This is a genomic window from Arthrobacter sp. N199823 (assembly GCF_002929705.1).
GTDB lineage: Bacteria > Actinomycetota > Actinomycetes > Actinomycetales > Micrococcaceae > Specibacter.
Genome location: NZ_PJIN01000006.1, coordinates 135,205 through 159,354 on the forward strand (window position 1 = coordinate 135,205; position 24,150 = coordinate 159,354).

Annotated in this window: 18 protein-coding genes; 8 read left to right on the forward strand and 10 right to left on the reverse strand. The window is 60.5% G+C overall.

Features of this window, described 5'->3' with window-relative positions; all coding sequences use genetic code 11:
• The first annotated feature begins 201 nt into the window (after window positions 1–201).
• Window positions 202–3,552 (forward strand): glycoside hydrolase family 38 C-terminal domain-containing protein, encoded by a 3,351-nt coding sequence (locus tag CXQ93_RS14230; RefSeq protein ID WP_104111088.1) that lies wholly within the window; start codon window positions 202–204, stop codon window positions 3,550–3,552.
• Window positions 3,549–4,835, forward strand: coding sequence for a glycosyl hydrolase (locus CXQ93_RS14235; RefSeq protein ID WP_219817361.1), 1,287 nt, complete (start codon window positions 3,549–3,551; stop codon window positions 4,833–4,835). The genes CXQ93_RS14230 and CXQ93_RS14235 overlap by 4 nt, the downstream gene beginning before the upstream one ends.
• 1,435 nt (window positions 4,836–6,270) lie before the next feature.
• On the opposite strand, the gene CXQ93_RS14240 is transcribed toward CXQ93_RS14235, so the two are convergent.
• The 4 genes from CXQ93_RS14240 to CXQ93_RS14255 form a co-directional block, all read right to left on the reverse strand.
• Window positions 6,271–6,696, reverse strand: coding sequence for a universal stress protein (locus CXQ93_RS14240; RefSeq protein ID WP_104111089.1), 426 nt, complete (start codon window positions 6,694–6,696; stop codon window positions 6,271–6,273).
• Between the two features lie 113 nt (window positions 6,697–6,809).
• Window positions 6,810–9,617 carry an FAD-binding and (Fe-S)-binding domain-containing protein gene (locus CXQ93_RS14245; RefSeq protein ID WP_258069018.1) on the reverse strand — a complete coding sequence of 936 codons (2,808 nt, stop codon included), beginning with the start codon at window positions 9,615–9,617 and terminating at the stop codon, window positions 6,810–6,812.
• Window positions 9,618–10,195: 578 nt separating this feature from the next.
• Window positions 10,196–10,630, reverse strand: a complete 435-nt coding sequence (locus CXQ93_RS14250) for a hypothetical protein (RefSeq protein ID WP_104111091.1) — start codon at window positions 10,628–10,630, stop codon at window positions 10,196–10,198.
• 407 nt (window positions 10,631–11,037) lie between these two features.
• A complete protein-coding gene (locus CXQ93_RS14255; protein ID WP_258069012.1) occupies window positions 11,038–11,532 on the reverse strand; it encodes a thioesterase family protein in 495 nt (164 codons plus the stop codon).
• 133 nt (window positions 11,533–11,665) lie between these two features.
• Between CXQ93_RS14255 and CXQ93_RS14260 the strand changes: the two genes are divergently transcribed.
• A complete protein-coding gene (locus CXQ93_RS14260; RefSeq protein ID WP_104111092.1) occupies window positions 11,666–12,124 on the forward strand; it encodes a hypothetical protein in 459 nt (152 codons plus the stop codon).
• 70 nt (window positions 12,125–12,194) lie between these two features.
• On the opposite strand, the gene CXQ93_RS14265 is transcribed toward CXQ93_RS14260, so the two are convergent.
• A complete protein-coding gene (locus CXQ93_RS14265; RefSeq protein WP_104111093.1) occupies window positions 12,195–12,695 on the reverse strand; it encodes a DUF456 domain-containing protein in 501 nt (166 codons plus the stop codon).
• Window positions 12,696–12,795: 100 nt separating this feature from the next.
• On the opposite strand from CXQ93_RS14265, the gene CXQ93_RS14270 reads away from it, so the two are divergent.
• The gene (locus tag CXQ93_RS14270) at window positions 12,796–14,679 is read left to right on the forward strand and encodes an HNH endonuclease signature motif containing protein (protein WP_104111094.1); all 1,884 of its coding nucleotides are present in this window, start codon (window positions 12,796–12,798) and stop codon (window positions 14,677–14,679) included.
• Window positions 14,680–15,022: 343 nt separating this feature from the next.
• Window positions 15,023–16,462: a DUF2079 domain-containing protein gene (locus tag CXQ93_RS14275; protein ID WP_104111095.1), complete on the forward strand. Its 1,440-nt coding sequence runs from the start codon at window positions 15,023–15,025 to the stop codon at window positions 16,460–16,462.
• Between the two features lie 158 nt (window positions 16,463–16,620).
• On the opposite strand, the gene CXQ93_RS14280 is transcribed toward CXQ93_RS14275, so the two are convergent.
• From CXQ93_RS14280 to CXQ93_RS14290, 3 genes are all read right to left on the reverse strand, one after another.
• Window positions 16,621–17,313, reverse strand: coding sequence for a heme oxygenase (biliverdin-producing) (locus CXQ93_RS14280; protein WP_104111096.1), 693 nt, complete (start codon window positions 17,311–17,313; stop codon window positions 16,621–16,623).
• 109 nt (window positions 17,314–17,422) lie between these two features.
• On the reverse strand, window positions 17,423–18,697 hold the full coding sequence (locus tag CXQ93_RS14285) for an MFS transporter (protein ID WP_374953416.1): 1,275 nt from the start codon (window positions 18,695–18,697) through the stop codon (window positions 17,423–17,425).
• Between the two features lie 87 nt (window positions 18,698–18,784).
• On the reverse strand, window positions 18,785–19,897 hold the full coding sequence (locus CXQ93_RS14290; protein WP_104111097.1) for a Gfo/Idh/MocA family oxidoreductase: 1,113 nt from the start codon (window positions 19,895–19,897) through the stop codon (window positions 18,785–18,787).
• A 36-nt stretch (window positions 19,898–19,933) separates the two neighbouring features.
• Between CXQ93_RS14290 and CXQ93_RS14295 the strand changes: the two genes are divergently transcribed.
• Entirely contained in the window at window positions 19,934–20,323 is a 390-nt protein-coding gene (locus CXQ93_RS14295; protein ID WP_104111098.1) for a helix-turn-helix domain-containing protein, read from the forward strand.
• A 173-nt stretch (window positions 20,324–20,496) separates the two neighbouring features.
• Here the strand turns inward: CXQ93_RS14295 and CXQ93_RS14300 are convergent, their stop codons facing one another.
• The gene (locus CXQ93_RS14300) at window positions 20,497–20,811 is read right to left on the reverse strand and encodes a hypothetical protein (RefSeq protein WP_146073226.1); all 315 of its coding nucleotides are present in this window, start codon (window positions 20,809–20,811) and stop codon (window positions 20,497–20,499) included.
• On the opposite strand from CXQ93_RS14300, the gene CXQ93_RS14305 reads away from it, so the two are divergent.
• Both CXQ93_RS14305 and CXQ93_RS14310 read left to right on the forward strand, forming a co-directional pair.
• Window positions 20,795–21,187 (forward strand): GerMN domain-containing protein, encoded by a 393-nt coding sequence (locus tag CXQ93_RS14305; RefSeq protein WP_146073227.1) that lies wholly within the window; start codon window positions 20,795–20,797, stop codon window positions 21,185–21,187. The two genes, CXQ93_RS14300 and CXQ93_RS14305, sit on opposite strands and share 17 nt — an antisense overlap.
• A gap of 58 nt (window positions 21,188–21,245) precedes the next feature.
• Window positions 21,246–22,562: a PLP-dependent aminotransferase family protein gene (locus CXQ93_RS14310; protein WP_104111101.1), complete on the forward strand. Its 1,317-nt coding sequence runs from the start codon at window positions 21,246–21,248 to the stop codon at window positions 22,560–22,562.
• A 97-nt stretch (window positions 22,563–22,659) separates the two neighbouring features.
• Here CXQ93_RS14310 and CXQ93_RS14315 read toward each other — a convergent pair whose 3' ends face one another.
• Window positions 22,660–24,141 (reverse strand): dihydrolipoamide acetyltransferase family protein, encoded by a 1,482-nt coding sequence (locus tag CXQ93_RS14315; RefSeq protein WP_104111102.1) that lies wholly within the window; start codon window positions 24,139–24,141, stop codon window positions 22,660–22,662.
• Between the last annotated feature and the right edge of the window lie 9 nt (window positions 24,142–24,150).

The following is a 24,150-nucleotide window of genomic DNA, read 5'->3' on the forward strand; positions in this document are numbered from 1 at the left end:
CGCAGCGGCTAAGCAGCAGTGGCCAGTTTCGGTGCTGCCGGCGCGGAGGAGGCGTTGGCAGGCGGCAACTGTACCTGCACCCGACCCAAGTTTCCCCATTCACTGACCGGCACACTTCACCTCATCCCCCACGCGCGTGAGCCACCCCACTAGACTGAAAATTCAGCTCCTCTACCGTCCGCCACGGGAAGGTCCACCCACATGCATGACAAACACGGCCTGATTCAGAACCGCCTCAAACGAGTTTTGGTGGAGCGGATCATCCCGGCTATCCACACGCCCGTTGCGGCGCTGGAGCTGACGGCTTGGCATGTGGAAGGCGGGCAGGGCGAGCCCGTTGACCCCGCCGTGGCGCTTGGCCTGGCTCCCGCAGCAACGTCTGCCGCAGGAACTTCTCCTGTGAAAACCGCGGACGACGCCGGAACACCGGCAGGTGCCCCCCTCACCGACACGGCACTGAAGTCTGCGGAGCTCACGCTCTCGGCTGGCGGTACCTCCCCTGATTACCAGCCCTTCTCCGTGGGCCAACAGTGGGGCCCGGCCTGGGGCACCAGCTGGATTCACGTCACCGGCACGGTTCCGCCGCAAGCTCGGGGCCACAAGGTTGAGCTGGTGGTGGATCTGGGCTTCAGCCAATCGTGGCCTGGTTTCCAAGCCGAAGGTCTGGTCTACCGCCCCGACGGACAGACCGTGAAGGCCTTGAACCCCCTCAATACCTGGGTTCCCGTGTCAGCAGACGTGCGGGGCGGGACTGCCCAGGGCGGGAGCGGGCAGGGCGAGTCTACCCAGGGCGGGAGCGGGCAGGGCGGGGAAATCATTGACCTGTACGTGGAGGCCGCCGCCAACCCGTTCGTCTTCACTGACAACCCCTTCATCCCCACACAACTGGGCGAAAAGTTCACGGCCGGGGATGCCCCGCGCTACACCATGGCCCGGGCCGACATCAATATTTTCAACACCGAAGTGTGGGAACTCGTCCAGGACTTTGAGGTGCTGGACCAGCTCCAAGCCGAGCTGGATTTGGGCAATCCACGCCGCTGGGACATCCTGTATGCGCTGGAACGGGCCCTTGACGCCGTCGTGCTCTCAGACATTGTGGGCACAGCCGGGGCAGCCCGCGCCCTCCTCGCAGAGGTTTTGTCCCAACCTGCCAACGCCAGCGCCCACCAAATCACGGCGATTGGGCACGCACATATTGATTCCGCATGGCTCTGGCCCGTGCGTGAAACGGTGCGTAAGGTGGCTCGCACTACGTCCAATGTGGTGAATTTGCTGGACGAGTTCCCCGATTTCCAGTTCGCCATGTCGTCCGCTCAGCAGTACGAATGGCTCAAGGAGCACCGTCCCGAGGTGTTCGCCAAGGTCAAGGCGGCCGTGGCGGAGGGGCGGTTCATTCCTGTGGGCGGCATGTGGGTGGAGTCCGACACCAATATGGTGGGCTCGGAAGCCATGGCCCGGCAGTTCACGTACGGCCAGCGCTTCTTCCGCGAAAACTTCGGGATCGAATGCAAGGAAGTCTGGCTACCGGATTCCTTTGGCTACTCTGCTGCTCTGCCGCAGATCGTCAAGCAAGCCGGTGCCAAATGGTTCCTGACGCAGAAAATCTCCTGGAATACCGTCAACAAGTTCCCGCATCACACCTTCAATTGGGAGGGTATCGACGGCACCCGCGTCTTCACGCACTTCCCACCGGCCGACACCTACAACTCCCAGCTCTCCGGCGCCGAGCTAGCCCACACGGTCAGCAATTTCCGCGACAAGGGTGCAGCCAAGAATTCACTGATTCCCTTTGGATGGGGCGACGGCGGCGGCGGACCCACGCGCGAGATGCTGGCCCGGGCCAAGCGCACCGAGAATTTGGAGGGCTCTCCGAAGGTCACGATTCAGAGCCCGGCGCAGTTTTTCACAGCCGCCGAGGCCGAGTATCCCAACGCGCCTGTCTGGAAGGGCGAGCTCTACCTTGAGTTGCACCGCGGCACCTACACCTCGCAGGCCCTGACCAAGCAGGGCAACCGCAGCAGCGAACACCTGCTGCGCGAGGCAGAGCTGTGGAGTGCCACGGCCGCCACGCGCGGGCTCATCGCCTACCCGTACGAGGAGCTCGACCGGATCTGGAAGCTGGTCCTCCTGAACCAGTTCCACGACATCCTGCCCGGTTCCTCCATCGCCTGGGTGCACCGCGAGGCTGCGGAAAGCTACACCCGGATCGCCGCCGACCTCGAAGAGATCATCAGCCCGGCATTGCTCGCGTTGGCCCCGTTTGTGGAGCCGCGCGGTGCCGAGACCGAGCAGGATTTCGAGAACGCCACACTCTTCAACGCCTCCCCCTACCCCCGCCGCGGCATCGCCCCGCTCAGCGCCGGCGTTGCGGCACCGTACACCTCCAAGGTGAGCGTTGATCGGGACGGGGGCGACAGCGGCGAAATAGTCGTGCGCAACGGGCTCATCAGCGTGCGGTTCGGAGCAGACGGCGTCATCAATTCCATCGTGGACGTGGCGGCGGACCGCGAACTGGTGCCTGCCGGGCAAGGTGCCAACTTGCTTCAGCTGCACGCGGATTTCCCCAATATGTGGGATGCATGGGACATTGACGAGTTCTACAAGAACACCGTGACCGACCTCCGCGAGTTGGACTCGATGGACGTCACCATGGGGTCGGGTCAGGCTGAGATCACCATCAAACGCAGTTTCCGCAAGTCGCACATCACCCAGCGCGTGCGTATTTCCCCTGACTCCAAGACCATCACGGTTTACACAGACGTCGATTGGCATGAGCAGGAGACGTTACTCAAGGCAGCGTTCCCGCTCGATGTGCACGCGGACCATGCCCGTTTTGAGACGCAATATGGCCACATTCAGCGTGCCACGCATGAGAACACTTCGTGGGACAACGCCCGTTTTGAGGTGTGCGCGCACCGTTGGGTCCATGTGGGCGAGCCCGGTTTTGGCGCCGCCGTCGTCAACGATTCCACGTACGGCCATGATGTTTCCCGCCACCCCGGCGCCAACGGTTCAAGCTTCACCACGGTGCGGCTGTCACTGCTGCGCGGGCCGCGTTTCCCTGATCCGGAGACGGACCAGGGGCACCATTCCTTCACATACGGACTGGTGGTTGGTGCGGAGGTGGCAGACGCCGTGGCCGCCGGCTACGCCATGAACCTTCCGTGGCGCGGCGTGCCGGCCAATGGTGTCCCTATCGAGCCGCTGATCAGCACCGATTCGCAGGGCGCCATCATTGAGGCCGTAAAGCTGGCCGACGACCGTAGCGGTGACGTGATCGTGCGCCTGTACGAGCCGCTGGGCGCCCGGGCAAAGGTGACACTCTCGGCGTCGTTCCCTGTGGTTAGCGTGGTGGAAAATAACCTTCTCGAGCAGCCGTACGACGCCGGATCCCTCACCGTGGGCGCCTCGGACGTTCCAGTTGCCGGCACCACTGCTCGCGCCACTGGCACCTCAGAATCTGGCACTTCAGAATCCGAAAACCCCTCAATGGTACTCACCCTGCGCCCCTTCCAAATCCTGACCCTGCGCCTGCAGAGGGGCAGCAAATGAGCTTCCCGGCTCCGGTTCCTGCGTGGCTGGGCAATACCACCCCGCCACGAAGGAACCCGCTGCGCTGGGGCGTGAACTACACGCCAAGCGAGGGCTGGTTCCACTCCTGGCAGGACTTTGATATTGATGCCGTGCGGGCTGATTTTGAGTCGATCGCGGCGCTGGGCCTGGACCATGTGCGGATTTTTCCGCTGTGGCCCCTACTGCAGCCCAACCGCTCGCTCATTCGCCCCGCGGGCATTGCCGACGTGGGCAAGGTGGTGGATGCTGCTGCCGAGTTTGGCTTGGATGTTTCCGTGGACGGGCTGCAGGGGCACCTTTCTAGTTTCGACTTCTTGCCGGCCTGGGTGACCAGCTGGCACCGGCGCAACATTTATACGGACCCACAGGTGATAGAGGCAGAAGCGCAGCTCATTACGGCATTGGCCAAGGAGGTCACCTCCCGACCCAACGTTTTGGGCATGACGCTGGGCAACGAGACGAACCAGTTTGCCGTGGAACGCCATCCAGACCAGCAGCTCACTACCCCGGCGGAGATGGGAGATTGGTTCAATACCCTTTTGGCCGCCGCCCGCAAGGCCTGGCCCACGGGCATGCACCAGCACAGCTTTGATGACAACGCCTGGTTTGTAGACAGTTGCCCCGTCACGCCGGCCCACGCTACAAGCTTGGGCGACGCCACAACCGTGCACTCGTGGGTGTTTGTTGCTGTGGCGCACTTGTTCCCGGAAGGCCACCCTGCCCGGACCTTGTTTGCCGATTATCTGATCCAGCTCGCTGATGCGTATTCGGATGATCCGGCCCGGCCCATTTGGCTGCAGGAGATTGGGGCTCCGCACCCAGCCGTTCCGTTCGACGGCGCGGCCGACTTCTTGGAGCAGAGCCTGCGACCCGTGTTGGACACCCCAAACTTGTGGGGCGTCACGTGGTGGTGCTCGCACGATGTCAGCCGGAAGCTGGCCGACTTCCCCGAGCTGGAATACACCCTCGGGCTGCTGGACTCCGAGCGCCGCCCCAAGCCCGCTGGCCGGCGCCTGGCCGAGCTGATTGCCGCCGAGCGGGCCAACCCCACGGCCCCAGCCCAGCGCAGCACAGCCCTGTCGTTCGATCCGGGCGATGAGGCCACTGGCATGGGCCGCTCGGTGGCTGACCCATCCGGCGAGCTGTTCACGTCCTGGCTGGCCCGCGCCGCTTCAGGTACCAATCCCGCCTTAGTGCGTGCGTCCAAGACGTCCGACGCCGGATACCTCGCCGCCCGCGGCATCACCGACGTGGTTCTCTGACAAGAACCGCAGACTTGGAAACCACAGCCTTGGACACCGCAATGGAACATTGGGAGCAGGCCATCTTCAAGGCTGAGGAAGACGGATGGAAGGCGCTGGGCGAGAATGGCTGCTTGGCCATGATGGTTTAAGCTGCCGGGCCGGGGCTGAGTTCGTAATTGACACCATCGGCAGGCGGCTCGCCCGACGTGATGGCTGGCCGGTAGGCTACCGCTTGGCCAGGAAATCCTGCATCGCTCCCACCTCCACAGCCCTAGCACATGTGACATTAGTGCCGCATTCCGGAAAAACTATCCAAAAGACCAGCCTTAACCAAAAGGCTAACACCTCATTCGGCCACCGATGCCGCATCTCTGAATTTAACCTTTGATTGGATAAATCGAGTCATTAGGCATTGATACCCATGAGGCTAAATACCTTTGGCGACACTGTGCAGCACAATGGCAGGCGTCCAGCACCAAGCTATCCACCTGGTGAATCATTTAGCCGAATGACGGACCCTCAGGTGCCAGTGAAATTCACATTCCATTCCCTGTTAGTTAATCAATAACATACTGTCCAAATGGCCACATCGAACATTCCGCAAATAATCCCTTGAATTGACTAACTTGCCACCAGGAGCGCAGCGAAGGAGGTTCTCGCCGGGAATAACACTCCGCAAAAACCGCGGCACAGCACGGCTTCGGGCTCGCAGTCGCAGCTAAAGAAGGCCTCAACTGCGATATAAAATGGCGCAAACTAGTGGGATTGCCTCAGGCCGCCCCCGCGCTGCAGGTATCCACACACTGCCCAGGCACCAGTCCCAGCACCGTGCGCGTGGCCATGTCCGTGGCTCCAGAAAAGACGAGAATCATGAATTCATGACTGTTACGCACCATCGCAACATTGCGGGTGCAGCAGAATCAGAATTAGTTGCGGTCAATCAAAAATTTAGTATGCTGATCCTGTACGTAATTCCATTACCACCGGGAATGGTCTTATTCTAAATTCAATTCTCTTTTTGTAATTGAATAGTTTCACGCTCTTATGAAAGGACCGCAAAATGTTGACCAACCTTCTTGACATCCTCATTGCTCTTCTGCGCTCACTGGGCCTGTAATTTTCGAATTTGATTTACAAAGCTGCCGGCGGGATTTGAAAGTATAAACTTTTGAATCCCGCCGGCAGCTCTTTTTTGGCCGTGCTTTTTAGCACCATCCGTGTCCCCGAATTCCTGCGACGCCCTGCGGCCCCGGGCTCGGCCCTTCAGACAACACTGCACCCAAAGCCCCTCGCGGCGACAGCTCTGAGGGAAAGGGCCTAGCACTAAGGGATTTCGGCCTGCCGCTTGGCTTGTCGACACAGCGAATTGACCAGCTGGCCAAGCACTAACCCTCAGTAAGCACAAAACCCCCGCAGCGCCAGGCGCTGCGGGGGTTTTGTAAACAGAAAGTGATTAGCCGTCGGTCTTCACGATGTAAACATCGCACGGAGCGTTGTGTGAGACAGCGTTGGCAACCGAGCCCAGTACGCGGGCCAAGCCCTGCATGCGGACGTTACCGACAACGATCAGTTCGGCGTCGAGCTTGGCAGCTTCTTCCAACAGAACGTCGGCGGGCTTGCCCAGAGCAGAGGAGTATTCGGTCTTGACGCCGGAGATCTTCAGCTCTTCGGCAACGCGCTGCGCAACACGCTCAGCCTCATCTGCCGTGGAGAGGAACCATTCGTCGTTTCCAATGGCAACCTTTTCGGTCTTGTCTTCGCCGAACGCGGTCACAACGCGCAGGGTGCGGCCGGTAGCCTTGGCCAGCTCCGCAGCAACGCGTGCAGCCTTCATGGACGTTGCGTTGCCGTCGACACCGACAATGATAATTCCAGCCATTTGTTTCTTCCTTATGCTTGCTCCTGAAACACCAGCACCTTGCGCGCTGGCGCCATATCTTGATCCCTACTTTAGCCACAAAACTGCATAAATAGGCCTAAAAGTGGGCGAACTTACGCCCCTGTTACGGGAACTTTGCCAGAAACGGCGTCTGCCAGCAGCTCCAGAACATGCCGATAGTCCTCCCCAGTAGCCCGGGTCATCCCCAACTCACACGTCCGGTTACACGATGCGTGGCCGACGGCGCCCATCGCCGCTACCTCCGCCGCCTGTGCCGCCGTGGCCGACTCGGTGAGTTCCGGGTGCAACATGCCCCGATCTCCGGCGAACCCGCAGCAACCCCAGTTATTGGGCACCTGGACGGCGTCCGCTACGGCCTCCGCCACCTGAACCAGCGCCGGGTTGAGTCCCATGCGCGCGGAAGAACACGTAGGGTGCAGCGCCAGCGATTCCAGTCGTTCCCACTCCCCACCCAACAACGGCAGCAACTTCTGGGCGGTAAACGCGACCGCATCTACCACGCGCAGCGGCTTCTGCCCTGGCGCCAGCACTTCACTTTCGATGGTGTGCAGCAACCCCTCCGTGCAGCTCGAGGCGTCGCAAATGACGTCCAAGGCGCCATCACGGGTGGCAGCCCGCAGCAACTTCAGGGTCTTGGCATGCATGTCCGCCAACCCGGCCGCCATGCCCTTCGAGGACCACGGCGTCCCGCAGCACGCTTCCGAAATATCCTCCGGAACCAGCAAGTGAACCCCCGCCGCGGCACACAGCTGTTCGAAACTCGCCTGTACCCCTGCGGAACCCTCCCCTGCCGGCCCGAACATGACGTTGACACAGGCGGGGAAATACACCGCCTCCGCTTCCCCGGCAGGCGCGGGCCGCCGTCGTGCCTTGCCTCCGGCGGGAAGCTCCTTGGAGTGCAGCGGCAGCGTATCCTCGCCCAAGATCTTTCGCCCGAGTCTATTGACTGGCTGGACGACGCCGGATGGCACATTGGCGGCTACGCCCAGTGCCAGTCCAGCCCCCTGGGTGACGGCGCCCCAGTGCTTGGCTGCCGTGCCCCAGACTGCGCTCTCAACCTTTCCTGCATCCTTGGTACGCAGATGTTTGACCAGCGTTCCGGTGTTGATGTCCACAGGACAAGCAGTTTGGCACATGCCATCAACGGCGCAGGTGTCCACGCCCGCGTATTCATAATCCTTGGCCAGGGCATCAGCCAGTTCGGTATTGCCTGCGCGGCGGGCCGTTTCTATGTCCCGCAACGTGACAATACGTTGGCGCGGAGTCAGCGTCAGGTTCTTACTCGGGCAGACCGGTTCGCAATAACCGCAGGAGACACAGCGGTCCACTTCGGGATCCACCTCGGGCGGCGCAGCCTTTATATGGCGCAAGTGTGCCAGGGGGTCTTGGTCGAGAATGACACCCGGGTTCAACATGCCGGCAGGGTCGAACAATTCCTTGATTCGGCGCATCACCTGGTATAGCTCATCGCCGTATTGCCGGCGCACAAACGGCGCCATGACGCGGCCGGTGCCATGTTCGGCCTTGAGTGACCCGCCCTCGCCGAGCACGACGTCCACCATGTCTTCGGTGAAGGCCGAGTAGCGGCCTAGCTCATCCTCACTGGCGAATTTGTCCGTCAGCATGAAGTGAATGTTTCCATCCTTGGCATGCCCAAAGATGACGGAATTAGCATAACTGTACTTATTAAAAAGAGTGTTTAATTCCAGGCAGGTGCGGGCTAGGGCGGGGACCGGAACCACCACATCTTCCAGGAGTGCGGTGGTGCCTTGTGGACGGGCGCCAGCCACCGATGTGTACAGCCCCTTGCGCAGGTGCCATAGCTCGGCGCGAACCTTGGCGTCAGTGCTGAACTCAGCCGGTTCATCAAGTCCCAGCGATCCGGCCAACGCCACAGCCTTGATATGTAGATCAACCAGTTCTTCGATGGTCCCACTCTGGTATTCCACCAGCAGCGCAGCGTGTTGATCTACGGCCAGATCGCGCACTATCCCGGGAACTTGACTCAGGCCCTGGCCGACCTTCAGCGACAGTGCATCCATCAGCTCAACCGTCGCGGCCCCGCTATCCACCAGTGCGGGCAGGGCCGTGTTGGCCGCTTCCAGGTTTTTGAACACCAGCAGCCCTGATGTGGCATGGGCCAGACGCGGAACGGTGCGGAAAACAGCCTCGGCCACAAACCCCAGCGTTCCTTCACTGCCAATGACCAAGTGCGCCAGGATATCTAGGGGATCATCGAAGTCCAGCAGCGCATTAAGCCCGTAACCCATGGTGTTTTTCATGGCGAACTGGCGTTCAATAGTGGCGCGTGAGGCAGAGTTGCTGCGTACTCTTTCGGCAAGCTCACCCAGCCCCTTGAAGAGCTGTGGTTCCAAATTCCGCAGGCGGGCCGAAGCATCCGGCGCCCCGGTGTCGATGACAGTACCGCTGGGCAACACCAGCGTCAACGATTCAAGAGTTCGGTAGGCGTTGTCAGTGGTTCCGCAGGCCATGCCCGAGGAGTTATTGGCCACCACACCACCAATGGTGCAGGCGGCCTCACTGGCCGGATCCGGGCCGAACTTGCGGCCGAATCGAACCAGCCGAGCATTGAGCTCCCGTACTGTCACTCCCGGCTGAACACGAACCCGGGCGCCGCCGTCGAACACGTCAATGGCACGGAAATTCTTGCGCACATCGACCAAAAGGCCGCCACTGACGGCCTGTCCGCTGAGGCTGGTACCCCCGGATCGCAGAGTGAGTGGCAGTCCGCGGGCAGCGCTGACGCGCATCAAGTTGGCCACTTCACCAGCATTGCTTGGGACCGCGACAGCTTGCGGGATCAGCAGGAAGTGGGATGCGTCGTGCGCATTGGCGTGGCGATCAAGCGCGCCGGTCTTGGTCTGAGTTGGGCTGGCCATGGCTGCGCCCACCTCTTGCAGCAACGCTCCACCCAAAACCGTTGCATCCCCTGCAACTTCGCCTGTTTGCGCCGCCATCTTTGCCCCTTTGTCAGTACCAAAATTCGCCGCACTCGAAATCGTCACCCTCGATGACGGCATGCCTGGCGCCACCGCTGCACATATGTCCGGTGCACGCCCACGCATCCCCCGAGTATTCCATTGTGTGAGGGTCAAATACGAGCTGCGTCCCCGTCCAACTAATCGGGGCTCCTCATTGGTGCCACCAACCGGGGCGGGGCGTGCCTCACGGCGGCACGCGGGGGGGGTTCGAGGAGGTTCGGTGAAGCTCGAGGGTTAGCGGAAGAACACAGAGAAACGCGGAGGTTCGCGGAGGAGTTCAGTGAAACTCGAGGGTTAGCGGAAGAACACAGAGAAACGCGGAGGTTCGCGGAGGAGTTCAGTGAAACTCGAGGGTTAGCGGAAGCGCACCGCGGAAATCGTGGTGGGCTTGAACCATGGCTTTTCGTGGCCAGGATGGTGCTCCTGTTTCCAGTGTCCATCCAGCTCTCTTACTAGCTTTCTAGTTTTCCAGCTCTTTAGTTGCCGTCCCAGTCATCGTCTCCGGACCATCGCACCTCCAGGATCAAGTCGCACTCATCACGGACCGCGTCTCCATCTGAAGTGATCGCCGTGGCTGCCAGTGAACTGATGATGGGCCCGCCGCTCAACACATCTGCGGCAGTGACCTGGTAACGGCATATCCAACCCCGGTGAGTTCCCGGCAACATAGTCCCAATGCTCAGCTCTTCTTCGCAGGGAAAGCTGGAGTAAGCCAGCTCAGTCATGTCAGCGTTGCTGAACTGACGGGGCACCAACCGGACATCCTGAAGAACTTCTAGCCCAACATTGAGGATGTAAATCGACGCAATGATCTGTTCACCCTGTGATGCCGACGCTGTGGAGCAGCAAGTCAGCAGCTTCAGTCCATGTCCATCGCCTCTGCCCGGAACCACCAGTGAGCCGTCTGGCATCTGTGCCGGCCTGCGAGGCGTCGACCTCGGACGGGCCGGCATCGGTGCCGACCTAGCGGGCATCGGCGCCGATGTGGCGAGCAAGAGCCCCGGGAAGCGCTCCGGGAAGTCTGCTCGCCCGGACGCCTTCTGTGCTGTCCACCCCTTTTTCGGCGCGAAGTCGAGGGAAGCTTTACATCGACTGTGTCCAAAAATCTTTCCGTCCTCCATAGCCTCACTCCACTAGAGAAATAACAGTTCACTAGTAGAGCGAGCTCGAGCCGGTACTCATGACGCGAAGCATCGCACGGAAATTTTCTATGCCGAATTCACAGCGCCAGCTCTGGCGGCTTCCTCGCATCGAAATCTGACACTTGAGGAACTATCACGTGAGGAAACGTGCACCAGCACCTTAGGGATTGAAGTTCCTAGGATTTGAAGTTCTTAGGCCCCTGTAGCGGTTCAAGTTGAGACTTTTTGGTATCTGCCAATCGCACCAAGGTGCCGCTCGGCTCATGGAAGAACGCCAGAACCGTTTCGGCTATGACGCACTTGGTCTGCGTGACCGGATCAAAAATGGCATAGGCAATCGTGAAGCTGGCACCCTTGATTGCGCTGACCCACACCTGAACCACCGCGGCAATATTGCGGTAATTCAGGGGCGCCAAGTATTTGACTCGGTGTTCCACCACGAGCGCCTGTGTGTTCTGAGGAAGGTCAGAAAATATTGGTTGAGCCACCTCGACTCCGGGGAGCCCGGTACCAGCGGGCGGGCCAAACGCGTGAACGCGCGCCTCCTCCAAAATTCGCAGCACTTCCACATTGTTGATGTGGCCGTAGGCATCCATATCTCCCCAACGCATGGGAACATGCAGCGTCAGCCGCCGTCCGGCGTCGTGGTTCATCTCAAAATCCGTCACCATTTGTGCCACCTTCCTGGTTTTGGCCTTGCGTCACGATCTTGGATGCGTCGGCGGCCCTGTTCAGATAATAGTGGGGAATCTGGCGGCCGGACATTCGCGGCAAACAGTCAGAGTGGTTCGGTAACATGTGGCCATGCGCGCTATCCCCTCAACCCGCCGCCGCGTGGAACTGGTCCTCGTTCCACTGGTGGCCGCCTTTTGCATGGCCTTCATCATTGGTGCCATCATCATTGATCGCGACGCCGGCCTGTGCCCCACACCGACGTGGAAAAATCAGCTCACACTCTCCCTTACCGGCGATGTAGACGCCACCGCCGTTACCGCGTGTTCAGGGACGGACTGCGTGCCTTTGCCGCCCACCTTTGCCAAAAACGCTACCGAGAGCCCCAGCGTATTGACCCCCCAAAAGGATGGAACCTGGCTCTTCGATGTAGCAGGGACTCCGCCCAAATCCGTCAGCTTCCGGGTCTACGATCAAAGTTGGAAAGTTGTGGCAGCCCAATCAGCTGCTCTGAACTGGACGCGAGTCTCGGGCAATGAACGCTGCGGCGGACACATGGCACCCATCGGTGTAGTACTTCACGTTCCTTAGGGCGTTTCCTGAGGCACCTACTTGGAAGGCCTTTCCTTGGGTGACGACCGGCAAGGCCGTTCCTTGGCGCCTACCGGTTCAGGAAGTAGATCAGCACGCCGGCGACCCACGTTCCTGCTGCGAGCGAAGCGAACCCGAACTCCGCCAGTATTCCCAGACCGGTGGCCTTAAGGGCAGCGACAGACGACGACACAGCGGGCTTGAACTCCCTCTGGCGGGCATATTCCGAGAGGAACAGGCCCACGGCGAACCCCAGCAAGAGTCCTACCACCGGGACTACGAAGAAGCCCACCACTCCGAGAAGTAGCCCTATGACTACTGATCGGCCTGGGATGGACCGTTCTTTCATGGCTTTGCCCGTCAGTACGGCACTGGATGCCATCCCCGAGGCCACGAACACCACACCAATGCCGAAGATGATCCAGCCCAGAGGTCCGCCAACCACAATTGCCCATACCAGAAGGCTCGCAGCAATCAACAGACTCCCGGGCAAAACCGGCACAATCACTCCCACTGCACCTACGGCAATGGCCAGTCCGCAAACGATGGTCCAAACGATCTGTGCATCCATGCGGCAATTCTGCCATCATCTGATTCCGAAGAGAACACTTCTTAGAATGTTTTTGCGAGTACCTATATCATATTCATAACGGCGAGCGTATTATGGAGGTATGAGTAATCCGGAGATTGTCCCCGGAGACCGGGGCGACGAAGCCACGCAGGATGTGGTCGTACTCCTTAGCGCTATTACTCTTCCTTCCATTGAACCCTTTGGTACTGACAATCTCCTTCTTGCGGACCTGCCCGACTATGTCCCGGCAACCATGCCGGAACCCCAGCCTCAATCAAGGCTGGGATTGGCCCGGGAGAACTACGATTCAACCGTTAGTGCCTTGGTGGCCCTCAAACGCCTCGAGGATCGTGTTTCTGCTTGTAAGGCGGCCTTGGTGGCTCGGCTTATGGGAGCAGCCACCGTTGAGGCTCAGTCGACGTCGCTGGATGCGTGGCAGGCCGGAATCTACGAGTCCAGCGCCCATAGTGAACTCGCGTTGGCCCTACAGATCCCCGAACGCACCGCCGCAACGTTGGCGCATCATTCCGCCGAACTTGTCAACAACCACCAAGCAGCGTTCCAGCAATTACAAGCGGGCACCATTTCCATCCGCCACGCATGGACCATCGTGGACGAAGTGGAAACGTTAATAGAAACGCCCGGCATCACCGCCGCTCAAACTGCAGCATTTGAACAACGTCTATTGCGACTGGCGCCCGGAACCACGGCCAACAGTTTTGCACCCAAGGCTCGGAGAGCTAGGGAGGCTACGCATCCAGAGACAATCTGCACTCGCACCAAGGCTGCCCAAGCCCAGCGCGCAATGACGCTAGGCCCGGGCAAGGACGGAATGTCGTGGCTGACCCTCCATGTGCCATCGATCGCTGCCGAGGGGATTTGGGTCAAATGCACCAGGACTGCCCGTACCATCAAGAATCGGCCCAAAAATGGCGGAGATCCTGATGCGCCGATTGAAAACCGGACGCTGACGCAGCTACGGGTGGATGTCGCCGCGGCTCTTCTGCTGGGGCAGCAACCACTGCCCGGGTTCACTTCGGACGGAGCCACATCTTCCGCCGATTGGCGAGGAAACGGCTCCGGCTACGCTCAGGGCCGGGTGGATGGGATTGCCGAGAACACAACTCAGGATTACCTGGACCAGCTCGAAGCACTCCAGTCCAACAAGCTCATTGCCGAGCCGCCGCTTCCGGAGGCTACCGTTCTGGTCACGGTCCCTTTGCTAGGAATGCTGGATATCACCAAAGAACCTGCGGAACTGGTGGGGTCCAGTACCTGCTCGGGGCCGGTCCCTCTAGACATCGCCCGAAAGCTCATGCTCAAGACTGGTAGCTTTCTGCGAGTTCTCACCGATCCAGTCACCGGAGAACCTTTGGGTTTGCATCCGGAGAAGTACCAACTGCGGGATTCGGACAGGGCAGTATTGCGGGCCCTGACCGGCAGCTGTTATTTCCCGTGTTGCCCCAACCCGGTAATGGATACCGAAACAGATCACCTCAAGTCCTACGGCGCCGGCGGACAAACCATCTTGGAGAACCTGCGTCCGGCGTGTAAACGCCACCACGCTCTCCGGCATTTCAAGGACGACAAGGATCGGCACGGAATCTATCGCAGCATTCTGGAACCCGATCGGCACAATATACGCCTACGGGGCTGGACTCCCAACCTAGATAACGAAGGGTCAGTCATTTGGACCTCACCCTCAGGCGCAAAACATCGCGCTCCCGGCAACGATCCCCATCCACCGAGCTATCCAACGTGGCTCGAGAAGCGCCTAGCTGACCCCACAGATCCGCCCCCGTCAGAACCAGCGCCAGTCCCAGCACCAAAGTCAGCACCAGACTCAAAGTCAGGGTCACGAGCCACGTCAGACTGGAGCCCCGGGCCCAACCCAGTCGCCGGGAGACACAGGGCGGTAGCGGGAAAACCACAAAGCTTCTTTGAACAGCTGATCGTCAGTTACATCAAGAACCACCGCTGCTGAAAGCGCGGCTCTGTCGGAAGGGTCAAGGATTTAGCTATCGAAAGAACCTCGCACCGACAAATGACAGCACCGATAATGAACGATGCGGAAGAACCGCACGGAAGAGTTGGGGTTGCGTCGGGCCATGCCGTTGCAGCAGATCAAAGCTCAGCTTCCACGCGAAGATACTCGGTAAGCTACTGCGGCACCCAATTTCCAGCACTAGGCGCTCGTCTTGCAGGTGGCCGGGCCGTTACCGGCCGGACCGCGGTTCTGCCCTCGCCTCTAGTATCTTCGTACAGGGAGTAAGTTGGTGGCGTTTCACAATGCCCGGGTTGCCCAGCCCCCGGCCTAGACTTTCACGGTGAGCACAGTGCAGAAAATCAAAACGCAGGCGCCCGCCCGTTCGGAGACCAAGACCGCCCGGCAGGGTAATTCCCGGCAGCAGAGCCGATTCGCGGAAGCTGCTAACTCGCCCCTGTCCCTCGCGGGACTGGTGGGCGCAGTGTCTTTCATCGTGTACTCCGCATTTTCGTGGTTGCAGTGGCAAAGCTTCACCATCCGCTCGTGGGACCTTGGCATTTTCACTCAATTGGCCACGGCCTACGCCGATTTCCGCCCGCCCATTGTGAGCATTAAGGGGGATGGCTACAACCTTCTTGGCGACCACTTCCATCCTCTGCTGGTCCTGTTGGCACCGTTCTACCGATTGTTCCCCAGTGCCTACACACTGCTGGTGGTCCAAAACGTGCTGCTGGCCGCCTCGGTTGTGGTGGTTGCGCATCTGGCGATCAAGCGACTCGGAAAAATCACCGGCGCCTGCCTTGCGGTTGGCTACGCGCTGAGCTGGGGCCTGCAATCAGCCGTCGACTCCCAGTTCCACGAAATCGCCTTTGCCGTCCCACTGCTGGCACTTGCACTGTCTGCGCTGCTGGAAGAGAAGTGGCGTTCAGCCTGGATCTGGGCCGCGCTATTGGTCTTCGTCAAAGAGGACCTGGGACTGACGGTTTTTGTCATAGGTCTAGTCATGGCTTGGCGGGCCCGTACCGCCGCAGGGTTGTGGCTGTCGGTCTGGGGTGTTGGTTGGTTTGTGCTGACAACCAAAGTCATTCTGCCCGCCATGAACCCCGGATCCGAGTGGGCCTACCAGAGCCAATTGAACATCGCCGGGCTCCTGAGCGACCCCGCGTCCCTCTTCAACCCTGACAAGGTCACCACGGTACTTTTGCTGGTCGCCATCACGGCCGGGCTGTGCCTCTTCTCGCCGCTGACGTTGATTGTGCTGCCCACACTTGCGTGGCGTTTCCTCTCTGACTTGCCCGTTTATTGGGGTCAGGAATGGCAGTACAGTGCGGTCCTCATGCCGGTGGTCTTCTGCGCAGCAATCGATGCCCTGTGCCGCAGGAAGGTCCTCTCAGGTCCTCGACTACGACTGCTTTTGGGAACCACCGTCATGCTCATCGCAGTGGTTTTGACCAGCCAGTACGCTTTTGAAAAGTTGGCTGACCCTGCCAAGAGTTTCCCGCTCACCACCGTGGCGTCCTCGCAAAGCGCCCTCGCCGCCGTACCAGACGGCGTCACCGTGGAAACCGATATTTCGCTAATGAGCTACCTTGCGGACCGTACCGAAGTATTTTGGATTGGCAACAAGAACCCGTCCCCGGAGTATGTCCTCTTCGACGTGTCCGGCCGGCCAGGCCTCGCCCCCAACGCGATTGCTCAAGAAGCCGAGCAACGCTTCCCTGGCACCCGCTTTGTTACCGTTTACGCCGATGCCCGCTATCAGGTGGCCCGTAAGGAGTAATTCCTCGCTCTGGGTGCGGTGATGGTGGGGTCACGACGGCGGCCGCGAGGGCCCCAGCGCGAGCTTGCGAGCCCAGCAAGCGGTGATGGTGGGGCCACAACCGCGAGGGCCCCAGCGCGAGCTTGCGAGCCCTGGGAGCGGTTGGGGAACGACGTCGGCTAAGCAGCCTTACGATCTGCAGCCAAGTCAACAAATACTGCGCGGTTGAGTTCGAAGGAATCCGAGGCGTGGCCCAAGATGATGTCCTTCTGCTCTCGAGTGAAATCTGTGGTGTCCATGAGGTCCCGGTAGCTGTCCTTGTAGGGCTTGGACTTCTCAATTTCGGGGAAGGCGTAGAAGTTCAGGCCCTCGTCGGCAATGCCGTAGTGGCGCTGGACCAGTCGCTGAATGATCTGACCGCCGGAAAGATCGCCCATGTAGCGCACGTAGTGATGGGCCAGCAGGAATTCAATGGACTCGGCACCCAAGGTGGCCAGCGCGTCTGCGTAGGCGCGGGTGGCGGGCACAATGGCGATGCGGCCATCGGCAAGCTGAGCTTCCCAGTCGGCCCCGTGATGGTAGGCCATATCGGCTTCCAACGCCGCGACGCGGGCAAGCTTTGGATCAACAAAAGCACCCAACTGGGGGTGATCAACATGTGCTGCCAAGGCTGTTTCCAGCGCCCGGTAAATGACCAGGCTCTGGTCCAACAGGCTTACCAGTGCGCCCGCATCCAAGGCACCTCCCATCAGCTCTGCCACAAAAGAGGAATCCTCGGCTGCCGAGTGGGCCGCAGCGGTATGACTTTTGAGTTCCTCCGACAGGGCGGCCGAGACTTCTGGGGCAACTGACTCAACTGCGGGTGCTGACATGATGAACTCCGTAATTAGGTAAAGGTAACCTTAGCTAATCAAGTTGGTGACAACCTGTCAAGATCTTAACGACACTGTGTCACCCGATGAATTCACATTGATACTTTCCCTAATCGACACCCTTGATCTTGACAACAAACACGGCACCCAGCAGGCCGATGACGGCTGCCGTCACATAGAGCGTCACATAACCACCCAGAATGGTGACGAGCGGCCAGGCAATAATCGGGGCAATAACCTGCGGGAGGGAGTTGGCCACATTGATCACACCCATGTCCTTACCGCGGCTGGCGGACGACGGCAGGACCTGCGTGAGCAGTGCAAAGTCCACTGCCAAGTACACGCCGTAACCAATGCCCAGAACCGCTGCCCCGGCCAGGGCGCCAATCCACGTAGGGAAGAAGGCCAGAATCAGTGCGGCCAGGGCAATAATTGCCGAGGAAGCAATAACAAAAGGCTTTCGCCGGCCTACCTTGTCCGTCCAGCGCCCACCAATAACGGCGGTAATCAGCGTCAAGATCGCGTAAATTCCAGTCAGAACCAAGACACCGAAGGCCGGGTCCTCGTGGTGGACGGCGTCCGTGAGGAAAAATAGCAGGTACAACGTGACAAGGTGGTTGCCCACATTGACGAGGAAGCGGGTGATCCAGGCCCACGCAAAATCTGGGTACTTCCGGGGCGAGATCCAGAACCCAGACACGAAGTTCAACCACGTGAACGGGACCTTGTCCTTGGCGTCCAGCACGGGGTCACTGGCAAAAAATAAGTACGGGACCATACCCACCACCAAGCCCACGGCACAGATGATGAAGCCCAACGAGAAGTTCCCGGCAACCACGGCACCAATGGCCGCACCCATGAGAATGCCCAGCACGGTTCCCATAGACGCCATGCCGCCAATACTGCCGCGTTGGCGCACAGGAACCTGATCAGGGATGGCAGCGGTGGTGGCTGCGAGCGCCCCGTTGCAACCCAATTGCACTAGGCACCAGAGCAGCATCATGGCAGCTACGCTGGGTGCCCCAGCCAATCCCACGAGGCCGATGGTACCCAGCAGCGCACCAATGAATACCCATGGGACGCGCCGGCCAAAGCGTGAAGTGGTCCTGTCGCTAAACGCACCGAAAAGTGGGTTCGCCACCAAGGAAACAGCGGCTCCAGCACCCGTCACCAGGGCCAGAATGCCTTCTTTTTCCTCGGGGCTGAAGTGCATGGCCTGCTGGCCAAGCAGGACCTGGATGGGGCCGAAGAACGCGGCGTTGATGCCAACGTTAACCAGCACAATCGACGCGGTCCAGCGGTGGCGCACATTGACAGTTGGCTCAGCCAACGCCAAGCCCCCCGGGGCTGGTGTTAGGCCCGTATTGGCATCGTTGAAACTCACAATCGAGCCACCCTCCCAGTAGTGCTGATCATTGTTACCCAAAATTCCTGTGCCCCAGCCTACGTGCCAACGTTGACGCCGCACCCATTATGGCGCTACTTCCACTGTGGCATTGCTCCCACGGGGGCCAGTTATTGCGCCGGACAGGACTGCTTGACCGCCCTGCCCTGTTGCGCTGCGGCGAACCTCTTCAACGATGCGCAGTCCCGCCACGGAATCCGCCGGATCAACCGGAACTGGGCCGCCGAAGAGAATGGCGTCCGCAAGAAGTTCATGGAACCGCGTGAAATTGCCGCGCTCCGTGGGCACCGGATGAGCCCGACCACCCCTCCATAGCTCTCCCCACTGTTCGGGAAGTTCGACGCCGTAGCGCGGGTTTCCGGGGAGGATCCCGGCTAGAATTTGGGCTTCTTGCTGATCGCCGTCCGCCTTGACGTAGGCCGCCTCGGACCCGAGGACACGCAAGCGCGGCCCCTTATGCGTCGCGTTGAGGTTCATCCACAGATGCGAAACCACACCGTTGGCATGCTCTAAAGCCACGAAGGCATCATCGTCTGCCATCTCTGCCGGGCGGCGTGCCGCCAATTCTCCGTGAGCACGTTCCACGGGCCCAAACAGCTGGAGAGCCTGGTCAATAAGGTGTGTACCCAAATCGAAGAGGATCCCACCGCCGTCGGCCACAGTTGCCTGAGCCTTCCAAGGTTTGGTGATAACGGGCTGCCATCGCTCCAGCCGGGATTCAAAACGCCGAACCTCGCCGAGGGCGCCGTCGTCGAGCATCTTTTTCAGCGTCAGGTACTCCCCGTCCCAGCGCCGATTCTGGTACGTGGTGAGGATCTGCCCGCTCTCTTGTGCAAGGGCAATCAACGCCTCGCCCTGCGCGCTCGTGGTGGCGAAGGGCTTGTCCACCACCACCGCACACCCAGATTTCAGGGCTCTCGCCGCTAGTGGCGCATGGGTGGCTGGCGGCGTTCCCACCACAACAAGATCAATGTTTTGGTGACTGCGGGCCAGCTCCCACTCGTTGCGGGATAGTACCCGCGCGTCAGGGTGTGCAAGCTTTGCCGTGGCCGCACGCGTGGGGTCCGACGTAACAATCACGTCCAAACTGAACTGCTCCAATGCCGCGATCGGCGGGGCGTGGAAGACGCTTCCGGCCAAGCCGTACCCTAGGACCGCCGTGCGGATTCTTTGCGCCATGCGTCATACCTTACAGTCCGGGCTACCATGTGTTCCATGACGTTGCATGCTCCCAAAATCAGTTCCCCACTGGAACCCGCCGAACAAGCCGCCTTGGCGCGTACCCTCTCCGACAGTGACGATGTCACCATGTTTGTGGACGGGACAGCTCACCGCCTAGATAACGGCGCACGGGAGGCGGTGCTAGATCTACTGGCACGACTCTCGCGCGGGGAGGCCGTGAGCGTAGCGAGCATCTCCGAGCTACTCACCACCTCGCAAGCCGCTGAACTGGCAGGCATCTCCCACACCTTCCTGCGTAATCTCACCGACCGGGGCGAAATCGCTGTGGAGTACCGCGGCTCGCACCGCCGGATCAGACGCCAAGACATCACAACTTGGCTGGCCAAGCAAAAGAGCGCAGAACCGCTGAGTCCCGAAAGTTAGCACCCGGCCGGCGGCAACTAGCAAGCGCACACAGCTCACCCCACCGTGACCGTGCGGCGATGTGGTCACGGTTAAACACCCTTTGTTCACTCGCCCTATCCCGGCACCCTATTCCGCCATAGCTTGGGTGTAATGGGACAGGTGGCCGCGGGAATCCGCCGCCAGAGTGAACACTAGGAGGTAGCCATGCGCCGCACAGGCAGACTTTCATTCTTGACACTCGTGGCAGGTGCGTCCCTAGTTTTAGGCGGCTGCACGTCCACTCCCCCGACCAGCCCTGAAACCACTGTAAGTTCAACAAGCTCCAGGGCCCCCAGCGCCCCAGCCCCGTCCGGATCCATCCCTGCTGCCACCGTCCCTGCCAACCCAACCGCCGCCGGCCCAGCCCCAACGGCCAGTGACGGTGGGAGCGCAAGCCAGGCTCCGTCGTCGAACGCGCCACAACCCACTGTCATGGCAACCTCTGCCTCGGTGACGTTGTTTTTCATTGCAGAAGGGGACGCCGGCATCTCCGGCCCTGCGGTGGGCTGCGGGGACAGCGCCATTTCGGTGACCAGCCAGACCGTCACCTACACGGACCCTGTGGAAGGCGCTCTGCGAACGTTATTGGCTAATCATGCCGCCCACATTGGCCAGTCCGGGCTGCGCAACGCCCTGGCGGACGCCCGTCTCACCGTGGACTCTGTCGACAGGTCGGGAACCACCACCACTGCACATTTAAGCGGCACCCTGAGTCTGGCCGGCGAATGCGATATCCCTCGCGTTGAACAACAACTACTTCTGACGGCACAGCAAGCTGCCGGCACTCCCGTGGCCATCACCATCAACGGGAAGACGTTGACTGAGGCGCTTAGTTTGAAATAGTCCACATCTCAGAAAACTTTTGATGCCTATTTAGCAACTTTGGTTATATCCTGAGCACGTGAATACTCCAACCTCGAGCGCCAACGCCGCCGCCGAAACACTGTCCGAAGAAGCCCTCGATGCCCTGAATCGTGCCGCCGCGGAGGCCCAACCCCTCCCACCGCACCGGCACGAGGCCCTGCTCTCTGAGCGCGCAGCCAATATTAAGCAGTCTGCCGTGCGTGATGTGTTTGAGATTTCAATGCAACCCGGACTCGTATCTCTCGCTGGTGGCAACCCGTATTTGCAATCTCTCCCCCTAGACAGGCTCTCTGCCACGGCCGCGTCCATCATTGCCGAGCACGGGCTTGAGGCGCTGCAGTACGGCGGCGGCCAGGGCACGCTCGAGCTGCGCAGCCAAATTTGTGAGGTCATGGCCGCGGAGGGCATTCTGGACGCCGATCCTGAGAATGTGGTGATCACGGCTGGCTCGCAGTCGGCCCAGGATGTGGCCGCGAAGGTGTTTTGCAATCCGGGCGATGTCATCCTCCTCGAGGACCCCACCTATGTGGGCGCGCTGAACACGTTCGAAGCCTATGAAGTTGATGTCCAACCAGTGGCTGGCGATGAGCACGGCATCATTCCGCAGTTGCTGCGGGAGCGGATCGCCACCCTGCAGGCCGAGGGCAAATCCATCAAGCTGCTCTACACCATCCCCAACTCCAACAACCCCTCGGGCGTCTCCATGGCCCCAGAGCGCCGCCAGGAAGTGGTGGACATATGCCGTGAGGCGAATATCTTGGTGTTGGAGGACAATCCCTATGGACTCCTGAAGTTCGACGGCGTCCTGCCGGAGCCCCTGCGCGCGGCCAACCCGGATGACGTGCTCTATCTGGGATCGTTCTCCAAGATCTTCGCTCCCGGACTGCGCATTGGCTGGGCCTTGGTGCCGGCACACCTCAAGCAGCGCTACTACTTGGCCAGTGAGGCCGTGACCTTGTGCCCGCCCACGTTCAATCAGCTGCTGGTCAGCGCCTACCTGCGCGATTACGATTGGCGCGGCCAGATTGACACCTACCGTGCACTGTATGCCGAACGGTGCGCGGCATTGCTGGCGGCACTGGAGGAGTTCATGCCTGCCGGCGTCTCCTGGACTCGCCCCGAGGGTGGTTTCTTCGTTTGGCTCAGCCTGCCCGATGACATCGATACCTACCCGTTGCTGCATCGTGGCATTGATGCCGGGGTGGTCTTTGTCCCCGGCGCCGCCTTCACTGCCACCCCGGGTCCCAGCAACAAGTTGCGCTTGGCGTTCAGCGCCGTCCCTCCGGAAACTTTGCGCGAAGGCGTCAAGCGGTTGGCCCCGGTTTTGGCAGAGGCCATCGCTGCGGCGCAGTAGCGGAAGCCCCGGAACACAAAAATGCTGTTGTTTGACGATTTCGCGGTGGTTTGAACCCTAGCGAAAACGTCAAACAACAGCACTTTTGCGCAAGCGGCTAGTCCAGCAGCAACGCCGGCTCTTCCATGATGGCGGCAACGTCGGCCATAAAGCGGGCAGACAGGTCTCCGTCAACCACGCGGTGATCGAACGATCCGCCCAGCGTGGTGATCCAGCGTGGAATGACTTCCCCGTCCAGCACCCACGGCTTTTGCTTGATGGTGCCGAATGCGACGATTGCGACCTCACCCGGATTGATGATGGGCGTCCCCGTATCAATACCCAAGGCGCCAATATTGGTGACAGTCAGCGAACCGCCGCGCATGTCAGCCGGAGGCGTTTTGCCAGCCCGAGCAGTGGTGGCGAGGGCGTTCAGCGCAATGGCCAACTCCTTCAACGAGAGGTTTTGCGCGTCCTTGATATTCGGCACCATAAGCCCGCGCGGGGTGGCCGCGGCAATACCCAGGTTCATGAAGTGCTTGATGATGATCTCATCGCCGGTCCACGTCGCATTGACGGAAGGGTTACGCGCTGCCGCCCAAATTACGGCCTTGGCCAGGATCAGCAGCGGCGAGACCTTGATGCCCTCAAAGTCGCGTGAGACCTTCAGTCGCTTGACGAATTCCATGGTGCGCGAGGCGTCAACGTCCACAAAAATGCTCACATGCGGCGCGGAGAAGGCGCTTTCCACCATGGCTTTGGCCGTCGCCTTGCGCACGCCCTTGACCTTGATACGTTCAATGCGCGGGTCATCTTCTAGCCCCGTGCCTGTCGCTGGCGCCCAGAAAGTACCGGCGCCGTCGTGCTCGGCCGTGCGCTGATCCTGGTAGCTGAGCAGGTCCTTCTTGGTCACTTCGCCGCGGAGTCCCGTGGCGGAAACCTCGCTCAGGTCGATCCCCATGTCTTTGGCGGCCTTCCGGACCGGCGGCTTGGCCAGAACCCGGTTGGCATGCGCCACCATGCGGCTGACGGTTGCCGCCGCGTTCGTGATTAAGTTCGACGCCGGATCTTGGCCAGGTGCCTTCGCTGCGGCAGCTGCCGCGGAAGTTGGTACAACGGGCTGCACAGCAGGTGCCGGGGCAGGCGCCACGGCACTGGGCGCCGGGGTGACGGGCGCGCTTTGGTTCGGCCCTGCGGCTCGGGTGGGTGCGGCGGAGGGTGAGCTGATCCGCGGACGGCGCTTGACGGCGTCGGCCTTGGGACCAGAACCCACCAGCGGCTTGAGCACTTCGGCTTCGGGTTCAGCAGCGACAGGCGCAGGGGATGCCGGCGCAGGTGCGGCAGCGGCCCCGGTAACCTCGGAACCGATGGCAATGATGGGGGTTCCCACATCCACCGTTTCGCCTTCAGTAACCATCAACTGGGCCACCACACCGGCGTACGGCGAGGGTAGTTCCACCAGTGACTTGGCCGTTTCAATCTCCACGAGAACGTCATTGACGGCGACAATGTCGCCGAGCTTGACCTTCCAGGTGACGATTTCGGCCTCCAGCAGGCCTTCGCCGACGTCCGGCAGCTTGAAGAAGTTCAGGGTAGACATGGTGGGCCT